This is a genomic window from Chromobacterium piscinae (assembly GCF_021129175.1).
Taxonomy (GTDB): Bacteria; Pseudomonadota; Gammaproteobacteria; order Burkholderiales; family Chromobacteriaceae; genus Chromobacterium; species Chromobacterium piscinae.
On record NZ_JAJOHV010000035.1, the window covers coordinates 1 to 12,324 of the forward strand.

14 protein-coding genes and 1 pseudogene are annotated in these 12,324 nt (G+C 66.5%); 10 read left to right on the top strand and 5 right to left on the bottom strand.

Features of this window, described 5'->3' with window-relative positions; all coding sequences use genetic code 11:
• The 4 genes and pseudogenes from LQR33_RS11420 to LQR33_RS11435 form a co-directional block, all read right to left on the bottom strand.
• A pseudogene (locus LQR33_RS11420) lies at positions 1-215 on the bottom strand (SPOR domain-containing protein); the annotation flags it as partial.
• 7 nt (positions 216-222) lie between these two features.
• Positions 223-1,491, bottom strand: a complete 1,269-nt coding sequence (gene folC, locus LQR33_RS11425; RefSeq protein ID WP_166440273.1) for a bifunctional tetrahydrofolate synthase/dihydrofolate synthase — start codon at positions 1,489-1,491, stop codon at positions 223-225.
• Complete coding sequence (locus tag LQR33_RS11430) at positions 1,488-1,946, bottom strand: hypothetical protein (RefSeq protein WP_231468982.1); 459 nt, start codon at positions 1,944-1,946, stop codon at positions 1,488-1,490. Before LQR33_RS11430 ends, folC begins: the two co-directional genes overlap by 4 nt.
• Positions 1,947-1,951: 5 nt before the next feature.
• Entirely contained in the window at positions 1,952-2,308 is a 357-nt protein-coding gene (locus LQR33_RS11435) for a hypothetical protein (protein ID WP_021475596.1), read from the bottom strand.
• 133 nt (positions 2,309-2,441) lie between these two features.
• Here LQR33_RS11435 and LQR33_RS11440 point away from each other — a divergent pair, with 133 nt between their 5' ends.
• The gene (locus tag LQR33_RS11440; protein ID WP_166440271.1) at positions 2,442-4,355 is read left to right on the top strand and encodes an ATP-binding cassette domain-containing protein; all 1,914 of its coding nucleotides are present in this window, start codon (positions 2,442-2,444) and stop codon (positions 4,353-4,355) included.
• 210 nt (positions 4,356-4,565) lie between these two features.
• Positions 4,566-5,297 carry a substrate-binding periplasmic protein gene (locus tag LQR33_RS11445; protein WP_231468984.1) on the top strand — a complete coding sequence of 244 codons (732 nt, stop codon included), beginning with the start codon at positions 4,566-4,568 and terminating at the stop codon, positions 5,295-5,297.
• A gap of 6 nt (positions 5,298-5,303) precedes the next feature.
• On the opposite strand, the gene LQR33_RS11450 is transcribed toward LQR33_RS11445, so the two are convergent.
• A complete protein-coding gene (locus LQR33_RS11450) occupies positions 5,304-6,260 on the bottom strand; it encodes a substrate-binding domain-containing protein (RefSeq protein ID WP_231468986.1) in 957 nt (318 codons plus the stop codon).
• Positions 6,261-6,628: 368 nt separating this feature from the next.
• Between LQR33_RS11450 and LQR33_RS11455 the strand changes: the two genes are divergently transcribed.
• The 8 genes from LQR33_RS11455 to LQR33_RS11490 all read left to right on the top strand — a co-directional run bounded on the left by LQR33_RS11455 (position 6,629) and on the right by LQR33_RS11490 (position 12,262).
• Positions 6,629-7,192, top strand: a complete 564-nt coding sequence (locus LQR33_RS11455) for a C40 family peptidase (RefSeq protein WP_231179681.1) — start codon at positions 6,629-6,631, stop codon at positions 7,190-7,192.
• 145 nt (positions 7,193-7,337) lie between these two features.
• Entirely contained in the window at positions 7,338-7,712 is a 375-nt protein-coding gene (locus LQR33_RS11460; RefSeq protein ID WP_166440268.1) for a COG4315 family predicted lipoprotein, read from the top strand.
• Positions 7,713-7,739: 27 nt separating this feature from the next.
• The gene (locus tag LQR33_RS11465) at positions 7,740-8,720 is read left to right on the top strand and encodes a YncE family protein (RefSeq protein WP_231468988.1); all 981 of its coding nucleotides are present in this window, start codon (positions 7,740-7,742) and stop codon (positions 8,718-8,720) included.
• A 26-nt stretch (positions 8,721-8,746) separates the two neighbouring features.
• Positions 8,747-9,217, top strand: a complete 471-nt coding sequence (locus LQR33_RS11470) for a sigma-70 family RNA polymerase sigma factor (protein WP_269326246.1) — start codon at positions 8,747-8,749, stop codon at positions 9,215-9,217.
• A complete protein-coding gene (locus LQR33_RS11475) occupies positions 9,214-9,999 on the top strand; it encodes an anti-sigma factor family protein (protein WP_231468991.1) in 786 nt (261 codons plus the stop codon). The genes LQR33_RS11470 and LQR33_RS11475 overlap by 4 nt, the downstream gene beginning before the upstream one ends.
• Before the next feature lie 159 nt (positions 10,000-10,158).
• Entirely contained in the window at positions 10,159-10,989 is an 831-nt protein-coding gene (dapF, locus tag LQR33_RS11480; protein WP_331282865.1) for a diaminopimelate epimerase, read from the top strand.
• A gap of 56 nt (positions 10,990-11,045) precedes the next feature.
• Positions 11,046-11,696 carry a DUF484 family protein gene (locus LQR33_RS11485; RefSeq protein ID WP_231468992.1) on the top strand — a complete coding sequence of 217 codons (651 nt, stop codon included), beginning with the start codon at positions 11,046-11,048 and terminating at the stop codon, positions 11,694-11,696.
• Positions 11,693-12,262, top strand: a complete 570-nt coding sequence (locus LQR33_RS11490; protein WP_104947280.1) for a hypothetical protein — start codon at positions 11,693-11,695, stop codon at positions 12,260-12,262. Before LQR33_RS11485 ends, LQR33_RS11490 begins: the two co-directional genes overlap by 4 nt.
• The last annotated feature ends 62 nt before the right edge of the window (positions 12,263-12,324 follow it).

Below are 12,324 nucleotides of genomic sequence, written 5' to 3' on the forward strand. Positions count from 1 at the left end.
GGCTTCGCGGCCGCGGCGGGCGCGGAAGCGGCCACCGGCGCGGACGCGCCGCCCATGATCTCGATGGACTCGGGCTTCATCTGCTGTTCCGGCAGATGGCCCACCACGTTCCACAAAACGACGGTGGCGATGGAAACCAGCACCACCGCGCCCACCAGGCGGCGGCGGGCGCGCTTTCTCAGCAATATCAGTTCATCGTGGCTGGACAGTGCCATGCATTCCTCAAACCGGGTGTCGCCGGGCCGCTTCCACTTCCGCTACGGTGTGGAATGATCCGAAAACGACGATTCTATCATTGTCGCCGGCCCGCGATAAGGCTGCCGACCACGCTTGGGCGACGGTATCGAAAGCGGACACCGACGCGACGCCGGCATTTTTCAGCGCCGCGGCGATGGCTTCGCCGCTCTGGCCGCGCGGCATGTCCAGCCCGGCGGCCAGCCAATGGTCGAATTCGCCCTTCGCCAGTTCAACCACCGCCGCCATGTCCTTGTCGGCCAGCATCGAGAACACCGCGTAGCGGTTCTCCGCGTAAGGCAGCTGCTTGAGCGCGGCCACCATCGCCTTGACCGCGTGCGGATTGTGTCCGACATCCAGCACTACCGCCGGACGGCCCGGCAGCACCTGGAAGCGGCCCGGCCACTCCACCTCCACCAGCCCCTGCTTGATCGCGCCTATGCCCACCGGCAGTTGGTCGCGGATCGCCTCCAGCGCGGCCAGGGCGCCGCAGGCGTTGACCATCTGGTAGCCGCCGCGCAGCGCCGGGATGGGCAGCGCGTGGCGGGCGTGGTCGCCGCAGCGGAACGACCACTGGTTGTCCATCCGGGTGTAGCCGAAATCGCGGCCGTACAGCTTCAGGTCCGCGCCGATGGCGGCCGCGTGGTCCAGCAGCCGCTTGGGCGGCTCGGGATCGACGCAGATCGCCGGCTTGCCGGCGCGGTAGATGCCGGCCTTTTCAAAGCCGATGTCCTCGCGGTTGTCGCCCAGGATGGCCTGATGGTCCAGGTCCACGCTGACGACGACGGAGACGTCCGGCTCGAAGATGTTGACCGCGTCCAGCCGGCCGCCCAGCCCCACTTCCAGGATCATCACGTCCACCTTTTCGGCGACGAAACTGTGCACCGCGGCCAGGGTGCCGAATTCGAAATAGGTCAGCGTAGTGTCGCCGCGCGCGGCGTCTATCGCCTCGAAGCTGGCGATAATGCGCTCGTCGCTGGCCGGCTTCAGATCGATGGCGATGCGCTCGTTGTAGCGCAGGATATGCGGCGAGGTATACGCGCCGACCTTGAAGCCGGCGGCGCGGAAAATGCTGGACAGCATCGCGCAGGTGGAACCCTTGCCGTTGGTGCCGGCCACCATGATCACTGGACAGGAAGGCTTGAGGCCCATCGCGTCGCGCACCCGGGACACGCGGGCCAGGCCCATGTCTATCGCCGCCGTGTGCAGGCTTTCCTGCCAGCTCAGCCAGTCGTCCAGCGTCTTTTTCATCGTCATCGGTGGGTTTCCGTCTCTTCTTCAGGCTGCGGCGGATGAAACCACAGCAGGTAAACTCTGAGCAGGCGGCGCGCTTCGGCGCCGGCCGAATCCGGCCACAGCATCACGCTGCGGCGCCTGCCGTCCTGCCTGGCGCTCAGCACCGTCAGCAGCGGGGTGACGAAGCAATCATCCAGTACTTCCGCCTCGCGCCGCTCGCCTCCGCGGCACAGGAACAAGCGGCCGCGCGGGTCGATTTCCAATCGTTCCGGAGCCTCGCCCCACAGCCATCCGTCGGCGCGCAACGCGCGCCGTGCCAGCCAAGCCGCGGCCGGCACGCTGATCAGATAAGCCGCCGGCAGGTGCCAGGCCACGACGGCCGCATAGGCGGCGAAAGCGGCCGACACCAAGGCCAGCCACCAACGCGACGGCCGCAGCGGCACCGAGAAGGGTTGCAGCGGCGGCCGTTCGCGCATGGGTTTTACAGCTCGCTGGCCGGGCTGTTGGTGATGTCGTCGTCGACGCTGTCCATCACCGTGGAGTGGATTTCCACATCGAACCACTCCCAGAACGCCTTCAGCGACAAATCCTTGGGCCACAGGGCTTCGTCCTCGTCCCAGGACGCGAGTTCCATCTTGAACAGCTGTTCGCTGATCTCGTCGATATGGGCGACGCCCTCTTCCGGCTCGATGAACTCCGGCAGCAGAATGGCGGTGCAGTCGCTGCGCAGGCTGTCCAGCGACAGGTCGATCATGTCGGTGTCCGGCAGCTGGTTCAGCCAATCCAGGAACGGTTGCTTCGGTTTGATCACGGCAACGGCGCGGTCGACGAAATACATGGCGGGACCTTTCGGACAAATGTTGATTCGGCGCGCATTGTATCAGCCCCGAAGCCGCCAGGCGACCCGTCCGCCGGCAGGGCCATCGTGTTAAACTGGCCGGTATTTTCCCATCTCGCAAGACACACAGAACATGGCCCTGATTACCGTCGAGAAGGCATGCCTCGCCTTCGGACACCACGCGCTGCTGGACAACGTAGACTTCGCCCTGGAACCGGGCGAGGCGGTCGGCCTGATCGGCCGCAACGGCGCGGGCAAGTCGTCGCTGCTGAAAGGCATCGCCGGCGCGGTGCAGCTGGACGACGGCCGCATCAACACCAAGGGCGACGTCAAGGTCGCCTACGTGCCGCAGGAACCGGAATTCAACCCCGAGCACACTGTCTTCGAGGCGGTGGCCGAGGGGCTGGGCGACTTGAAGGCGCTGCTGACCGAATACCATCACGTCACCCAGCAGCTGACCCAGGCCGACGCCGACCACGAACAGGCGCTCTCCCGGATGGAAACCATCCAGCACGAACTGGAAGCCCGCGGCGGCTGGCAGTTCGACGCGCTGATCTCGTCCACGCTAAGCCACCTGGGCCTGGACGCCGACGCCCGCATCTCGGCGCTGTCCGGCGGCTGGAAAAAACGCGTGGCGCTGGCGCGCGCGCTGGCGTCCAAACCCGATGTGCTGCTGCTGGACGAGCCGACCAACCACCTGGACGTTTCCGCCATCGAATGGCTGGAAGGCCTGATCAAAGGCTTCTCCGGCAGCGTGCTGCTGATCACCCACGACCGCCGCTTCCTCGACAACGTCGCCACCCGCATCATCGAACTGGACCGCGGCATCCTGCGCAGCTACCCGGGCAGCTTCTCCGCCTACCAGACACGCAAGGCGGAAGAGCTGGCCATCGAAGAAGAGCAGAACCGCATATTCGACAAATTCCACGCCCAGGAAGAAGTGTGGATCCGCAAGGGCATCGAGGCGCGCCGCACCCGCAACGAAGGCCGCGTGCGCCGGCTGGAGGCCATCCGCCGCGAGCGGTCCGCCCGCCGCGAGCGCGTGGGCAAGGTCAACTTCCAGTTGGACGCCGGCGAGCGCTCCGGCAAGCTGGTGGCCGAGCTGGAACACGTCGACAAGGGCTTCGGCGGCAGGCAGCTGATCCGCGATTTCACCAGCCGCATCCTGCGCGGGGACAAGATCGGCCTGATCGGGCCCAACGGCGCCGGCAAGACCACGCTGCTGAAGCTGATCCTGGGCGAGCTGGAACCCGACTCCGGCTCGGTCAAGCAAGGCACCAAGCTGGAAATCGCCTACTTCGACCAGTTTCGCGAGCAGCTGGACGAGGAAATGAGCGTGGCCGACGTGATCAGCCAGGGCAACGACTTCGTCGAGATCGGCGGCGTCAAGAAACACGTGATGAGCTATCTGGAAGACTTCCTGTTCTCGCCGCAGCGCGCCAGAAGCCCGGTGCGCTCGCTGTCCGGCGGCGAACGCAACCGCCTGCTGCTGGCCCGGCTGTTCACCCGCCCAGCCAATGTGCTGGTGCTGGACGAGCCGACCAACGACCTCGACATCGACACGCTGGAACTGCTGGAAGACGTGATCGCCCAGTACGCGGGCACCGTATTCCTGGTCAGCCACGACCGAGCCTTCCTGGACAATGTGGTCACCCAGGTGATCGCCTTCGAGGGCGAAGGCCGGCTGGAAGAGTATCCGGGCGGCTACCAGGACTGGCTGGACGCCAAGAAACGCATGGCCGAGTTCACCTCTACCGAAAAGGCCAAGGAAACCGCTCAGGCCGCCGCGCCCGCGCGCCAGGACAAGCCCAAGGCCGCGCGCAACAAGCTGTCCTACAACGAAACCCGCGAGCTGGCGGCGCTGCCGGACCAGATCAGCGCGCTGGAGACGGAGCAGGCCGAGCTGAACCAGCGCCTGCTCGACCCCAACTGCTACCGCGACACGCCCAAGGAAGCCATCGCCTGGCAACAGCGCATCGAGGAAATCGACGAGCTGCTGCTGGAAAAGCTGGCCCGCTGGGAAGACCTGGAGCAACGCGGCCGCTGAGTCCCCGCTTGGCGGCGCTTTGCCGCCCAGCCTCGAATGGGCTACACCGGAAGGAGCAGAGGCGACGCCCGGACTCCATCCAGCCTCCCGCGCCGGCCGCGGCTTGCGTCGCCAAGACCCAACCAGACACAGGGCGGAGGACATGTGGCGCCACTCGAGAGCCGAAAACCGCGGCACGGGCAAGGCCGGCGGCTCGCGGCGGCGCTGGCGATGCTTGCCAGCGCCGTCCAGGCCGCGCCGCTCGCTTGCGCTTCCGACGTGGACTTCCCGCCCTATGTCTTCACTTCATCGTCCGGCTTCGCCGGCGGCGCTCAGGACACCGGGCTCGCCATCAACGTGCTGCAGCGCGCGCTGAGGCGCGCCGGGCGCGAGCCGGCGGTCATCGAAAGACTGCCGTGGAAGCGTTGCCGCGAAATGGTCGCCCACGGCCAGATCGACATCGCCATCGACGTCCCCTCCCGCGAACTCGACGAAAAGCGCTTTCTGGCTACCGACGCCTACGCCGAAGTCCATCACCTGTATTTCTATTCCGCCAGAAAGCACCCCGACGGCGCGCCGCTGCGCGCGCTGTCCGATCTCAAGCGCTACACCGTGTGCGGCCTGTTCGGCAACCGCCTGGACGCGTTCGGCGTCGATCCTTCGCGCCAGGACATCGGCTCGAAAAACGAGCGCAGCGCGATCAGCAAGATCATCGAGAACCGCTGCGACGTCTTCATCGAAATCCGCGAAGTGGTGGACAGCCTGTCCGAACGCGACGCGGCGCTGCGCGATCTGTTCAACGGGCCGGCGCTCCGCCGCGCCGATCTGCCCGGCGCCCCCCCCACCGGCCTGCACTTCGAGTTCAGCCGCGTGTCGAAAGACGGCCGCGCGCTGCAGCAATCGTTCAACGCCACCATCCGCGACCTGATCCGCAACAATGAAATGACCCGGATGATGCCGTGATGCCACTCACTTCAGCGGCTTGCCGAACACCGTTTTCGAGGCGACCGGCATTAGCTGGTCAACATTGCGGCTGGTGGCCACCAGGATGGGCACCAGGATTTCCTTGGCCGGCGAATGGCCATGCAGATGCGAAACCAGCGCGCCGGCCGCAGAGCTGCCCATCAAATACGGCTGCTGCATGCCGACGGCGATCAAGGCGTCGCTCTTGAGCAGGCGGACCACGTCCGGCATCGCGTCGAAGGAAACCAGCAGCACTTGCTTTTGCTTGCCCGCCTCACGTATCGCCCGCATCGCTCCATCCACCGGCTGGTCGGTTTCGATGAAGAAGCCCCGCATGCCCGGATGCGCGGCCAGCATCTCTTTGACATAGTGGTATGTCTCCTCGGCGGAGTAATCCCTCATCTGCCTGAGCACGATCTCGCGCGGGAAGCCGGCGTCCCGCATCGCGTCGCGGAATCCATTGGTGCGGTCCTGGCCGTTTTTCCGCGACAATTCGATGGTGACCATGCCGTAGGCCCCGCTGCCCCAGTTTCGCGCCTTAAGGGCCTTCGCCAGCTCCGCGCCCACATCGTATGCGCCGCGATAGTTGTCCGATTTGACGAAGCTGACGTAATCGCCGCCACTGGCGCCGATATCGGCGATGGCGACCGGAATGCCCGCCCGCCGGGCCAGGGTGAGCGCCTCTTCCGCAGACTTGCTGTTGGTCGGGGAAATCACGATGCCCGCGACGTGGCGATCGATGGCCTGGCGGACATTGTTCAGCTGCATTTCCGCGTTGAGCTTGCTGTCCAGCTCCGAAAACGCGTAGCCATTCTCCTCCGCCACCGCCTTCACGCCCTTGCCGACCGTGTTCCAGAACGGCAGATCCGCCTTGGCGGTGATGTAGACGATTTCAGCGGACAGGGCATGGAGCGGGACGAACCCGATGAAGATCGCCAATGCCCATGGCAACGCGCGGCGCATCAGTGGCGCGATCCTCAAAACGATTGTGGAGACCGTTACAATATTCACCCCGCATCTCCCCTCGGAAAGATGTCGAATCGAGCTTCCATTTTAGCCGGACAGGCGCGATATCCATGGAAAATCACGGGCGGCCCAGCGCCGCCATGCCCGCCGGCGCGCCATTCTTTCCGCATCCGCCATCCGCCGGCCATAAGCCGATTCGCTTCCGCATTTACACTGGGACGCGGGCCCGCGCCCCGACGCGCGCTATACTGCCCCCAAAGCAGCCCTTCCCGCGCAGCGCGCGGGAGCAAGACAAATCGCCGCGGCGCGCGACGCGAGGCGGACAGCCCCTCCGCGGCATGGAAATGACAGGAGTCCAAGCGACAATGGAAGACACCCAGCTGAATGACGACGGTACCGGCCGTCGCCGCCTGCTGCAGGGCGCGGCGCTGGCGGGCCTCGCCGCCCTGCTCGCCGCCTGCGGCACCACGCCGGTGAAGACCAGCCAGCAGCGCCCGCGCCCAGGCAAGCCTGGCGGCGACACCTCGCTGTCCAACATCACCGCCGACGGCAACGGCCGCGAAATCCTGCTGTATACGATAGGCCTGCTGGACGGCGGCTACCAGTTCGGCGGCAGCAATCCGGAGGCCGGCCTCGATTGCAGCGGCATGGTCAGCTACATCTATCAAAACGCCGTCGGCATTCGCCTGCCGCACAACGCCGCGCAGATCGCCAACATCGCGCGGCCGATCTCGGACAACCAGATGCAAGTCGGCGACCTGGTGTTCTTCAACACCATGAACCGGCCGTTCTCGCATATGGGCATCTTCATCGGCGACGGCAAGTTCGTCCACGCGCCGCGCACCAACAGCACCATACGCGTCGCGCGGCTGGACAATGTCTACTTCGCGCCGCGCTACCAGGGCGCGCGCACCGTGCTGCGCGCCTGATTTCCGGGCCGCCTCCCGGCGGCCTCGCCATCCCCCCAACAAAAAATTTCTCCTTGCCGGGAATAATCGGCGGCCTCCCTGCGTATACCCCATGCAAGCGCGGACCAAGCGTCCCGCTTCCCTACCACACGACCAGGAGCCATCGATGAACCGCACCCTGTTGCTAGGCGGCATGCTCGCCGCGCTCGCCGCCGCGCAGATCCAGGCCGCGCCGTCCCCGATATCGACGCGCGAGGGCGCGCTGACCGACCCCGCCGGCATGACGCTCTACGTGTTCGCAAAAGACCAGCCTGGCAATGGCCGCAGCGCCTGCAACGGCTCATGCGCGGCATTGTGGCCGCCCCTGGCCGCCGAAGCGGACGCCCAACCCGAAGGCGATCTGGCTCTGATTGCCCGCGACGACGGCTCGCGACAATGGTCGTGGCGCGGCAAGCCACTCTACCGCTTCGCCCAGGACCTCGCGCCCGGCGAGCGCAAAGGCGACAACTTCAAGCAACTCTGGCAAGTGGCCCGGCCCTGACCCCTCTGAAAAACCAGGAAAACCAGCATGCGAAAAACCGCTTCCCTTTTGGCCGCCTCCGCGCTGTGGGCGCTGGCGCAAATTTCAGCCGCCGCCCAGGCTTTCGACCCGGACATCCACAACAACACGCTGGCGGTCAGCCCCGATGAAAGCCTGGCGATAGCCGGCAATAGCCAGACGGCCGAGCTGAAGGTATACGACCTGGCGCAAGGGCGGCTCAAAGCCGCGCTGCCCGGCTTCATCACCCCGCGCAACATCGTGTTCGCGCCGGATGGCCGCCGCTTTTACGTCACAGATAGCAGCAAAGGCCTGCTGGAGCGCTGGAATGCCGGCACGCTGACGCTGGAGGCCAGCCTGGCCCTGGGCCCCGGCGCTTTCGGCAGCGCCATCGACCGCCAAGGCGCCCGCCTCTACGTCAACAATCAGGCATCCAACACGGTCAGCGTGGTGGATTTGAAGGCCTGGAGGGTCAGCAAAGTGATCACCGGCTTTTCCGGCCCGCGCCAGGGCGTCAAGCTATCGCCGGACGGCGCCGACCTCTATGTCACCAACTTCCGCAGCGACAAGCTGAGCGTGGTGGACACCTCGTCCCTGGCCGTGCTCCGGGAGATCGGCGGCTTCAACAAAATACGCGCGATTTCGATCTCCGCCGACGGCGGCACCCTGTACGCGGCCAACAGCGGCGACGACACCCTGGCCAAGGTGGATACCCGGTCCGGCAAGATCACGGCCGCCGTGGCCGTGGGCAGCGAACCCTATGGCGCCGCTCTGCGCCCCGACGGCAAAGTCCTGTACTCTGGCAATTTGAAGAGCAACTCGCTCACCGAGGTCGCCTTGCCGGCATTCCGGCCTGCCGCGCAGATCGGCGGCTTGTCCGGCCCGCGCCAAGCCATCTCATTCAGCAAGGACAGCCGCAAGGCCTGGGTGCTGAACGAGGATCTGAGCGTGGCGGAACTCGACTTGGCGACGCGCCGGATCATCAGGGAGCTCAAGCCATCGGCGAACTAGAACCGGAGCGGCAGTTTCATCGACTGCTGCTGGGCAACCTCGCCCGGTTGCGCCGCTACGCCCGTGTGCTGGAGCGTAACGCGGCGCACGCCGACGACCTGGTCCAGGACACGCTGGAATCGGCCTGGCGCAACTGGCGGCAATGGCGGCCAGGCTCCGACATCCGCCCCTGGTTGTTCGGCATCATGCACAACCGGCACGTGGACCATGTCCGGCGAAGCCGCCCGGCCAGCGAGCTGCCCGACGAGGAGTGGGCGCGGCTGGCCGTCCCGCCCGCCCATGAGCGGGAGCTCCAGCTGCGCGACCTCGACCGCGCCATCGCGCGGCTGCCCGACGAGCAAAGAGAGGTCCTGTTATTGGTGGTGGTGGAAGAGATGCGCTACCAGGATGCGGCCAAAGCGTTGGGACTGGCGGTGGGCACCGTGATGTCGCGCCTGCACCGGGGGCGGGAGCGGCTGCGGCAATTGATGGTTGAATATGGAGGCGCAGAGCCATGACCGAACCGAACGAGGAAACGCTGCAAGCCTATCTCGACGGCGAATTGCCTCCGCAGCAGGCTGCGGAACTGGAAGCGTGGCTGGAGCAGCATCCCGACGCCGCCCAGCGGCTGGATCAATGGCGCGGCCAGGACGACGCGCTGCGCGAGCTGTGGGCGCTGCCTGAGCGCGAACCCATGCCCAGCCGGCTGCTGGCCGCGGCCAGGCCGCCCGCCAGGCGCTTCTCTCCGCCGTGGCTGAGCCAGGCAATGGCCGCCGGGCTGGTATTCGCGCTGGGCCTGGGCGGCGGCTGGTATGGACGGCAAGCCTATCAGACCGAACCCGCCGCGCCGGCCGCAAGCCAGGCGATGGACAGCCTGCCGCGCCAAGCCGCGATGGCGCACGTGGTCTACAGTCCGGACATCCAGCGCCCGGTCGAGATCGGCGCGGACCAGGAAACGCAGATGGTCGCTTGGCTTTCGCGCCGCATGCGCAGCCCGATCACGCCTCCCCGGCTGGCCCAGGCCGGCTATGAACTGATAGGCGGCCGCCTGCTGCCCGGCGAGCAAGGCCCAGTGGCACAGCTGATGTACCACGACGCCTCCGGTCAACGGGTGACGCTCTATGTGGCCAACGGCGCCCGGCCGCAAGCGGAGCAAGGCTTCCACTTCGCCAGCCAGGGGCCGGTCAACGTCTATTACTGGTGGGAACGCGGCCGCGGCTACGCCCTGTCTGCCGGGATGCCGCGCGGCAAATTGGCCGAGCTGGCAGCCCTGGCGCAACGGCAGCTGGCGGGCAGCTGAGCCGCTGGCAAAGCCCAGGGATTGGGCGCGCCGACGCAGGCCGCGACAAGCCGGCGTAACGCAACGTCAGGAAGGAGGCCAGCCGCGCGGCCGGACGATGTATGTCGCGCCCGGCTGTGCTAAGCTGGCCCATCCACAATGCATCGCCACGCGACACCGATGAAACTGAAATTCAGCAAGATGCACGGCCTCGGCAACGACTTCATGGTCATAGACGGCGTGCGCCAGGCCGTGTCCCTCTCCCCCGAGCAGATCCGCCTGCTCGGCAACCGCCAGTTGGGCATCGGCTTCGACCAGCTGCTGCTGGTGGAGCCGGCGCGCGAAGCGGGCCACGACTTCCGCTACCGCATCTTCAACAACGACGGCGGTGAAGTCGAGCAATGCGGCAACGGCGCGCGCTGCTTCGCCAAATTCGTCCGCGACCAGGGGCTGACCGGCAAGAGCCGGATCGAAGTGGAAACCGCGCGCGGCGTGATATCCCCGGAGTACCTGGGCGACGGCCTGGCCCGCGTCGACATGGGCGTGCCGCGCTTCAAGCCTGCCGACCTGCCCTTCCTGGCCGACGCCGAAGCCTTGACCTACGCCTTGCCGCTGGCCGACGGCGGCTGCGAAATCGGCATCGCGTCGATGGGCAATCCCCACGCGGTGCAGTTGGTGGACGACGTGGACACCGCGCCGGTGGCCGAGATCGGCCCGCGCATCGAGAGCCACCCAGCCTTCCCGCAACGGGTCAACGCCGGCTTCATGCAAATCGTCAACCGCGGCGAGATCCGCCTGCGCGTCTACGAGCGCGGCGCCGGCGAAACCCTGGCTTGCGGCACCGGCGCCTGCGCCGCGGTGGTCTGCGGCATCCGCCAGGGGCTGCTGGACCCGCGCGTCACCGTGCACGCGCGCGGCGGCGACATCGTGATCGAATGGGCCGGCGAAGGCAGCCCGGTGATCATGACCGGCCCGGCCGTCACCGTTTTCCAGGGCGAAATCGAACTTTAACCCCCGCAACCACACCAACCCATTTCCGCATCACGATTAAGGAAAGGACAAGGCAGATGCACAGCGAACAAGTCCTGGCGTTTCTCGACGAGCATCCCGACTTCCTGCAGCAGCACGCCCCGCGTTACAACCTGCAGGCCGCCCCGCAGAACGGCGAGCGCGTGATCTCCTTCGTCGAGCGCCAGATGCTGGAGCTGAAGGACCAGAACCGCCAGCTGGAGGCCCAGCTGCAGCAGTTGATCGAGCGCGGCCAGGACAATGACCGCCTGCTGGCCAAGCTGCACCGCCTGACTCTCGCCCTGCTGGCCGCGCGCGGCCCCTCCGAGCTGATCGCCGAGCTGAAAGGCAGCCTGCGCCAGGAATTCCAGCTGGACCGCGCCGCGCTGAAACTGTGGCACCCCGCCGCGGAGAAGGACGCCGAACACTACAATGCCCGCAGCGAAGTGCAGAGCCTGGCCCGCAATCTGGCCGCGCCGTACTGCGGCCCCTATGTCAACGACGAGGTGCTGAGCTGGTTCCCCGCCACGCCGGTACTACAGTCTTTCGCCCAGGTGGCGCTGAAGGACGCCGGCGGCCAGCCCTTCGGCATCCTGGTGCTGGCCAGCGACGATTCCCAGCGTTTCACCTTCGACATGCACACCCAGTACCTGGCCCAGATCGGCGAGCTGCTATCCGCCGCGCTGCTGTCGGCGCTGGAGGCTGCATGACGGCAACGCCTGTCGGTATCCTGCTGCTGCTCGTCCTCATCCTGTTTTCGCTGCACATGGCCTGGCGGCTGGTCCGCAGCCGCGACGGCACCGCCGTCGCCTGTTTCCTGGCCGCCTACCTGATACTGGCGGCACTGCTGGACCACCATCCGGAGCCGGTGTCGATCGAACCTCTGGTATTGCCGCTGTTCTATCCCTACGCCTGGCTGGGCATCGCCGCCGCGATGTGGGCGGCGGTCCACATGCGAGTGAACCGGCGCGCGATGCGCTTCCCAGGCCGCGACCTGCGGCTGGCCGCGCTGTGCGCCAGCCAACTGGCCTTGCACCTCGGCGTGCTGGCGCTGTCGCCGTGGCTGGAGTGGCGGCCGATGGCTGCCTATGTGCTGGTGTCGCCGCTGGTCGCCGTCATCAGCTATCTCGCCTACCGGCTGCAGTTGATGGAAATGCGCCGACGCGCCGACTGCGAGACTTCCTGGGTCTTCTGGGGCGGGCTGTGCCTGATCCTGCCGGTAGTGTTGGCCTGGCTGACGGTGCGCGTGATGCCGCTGCTGCTGTATCTGACCTAACCCGATCCGCTGTTGGCCATGAAAAAGGCGGCGCTGAAAAGCGCCGCCTTTTTCATTTTGAC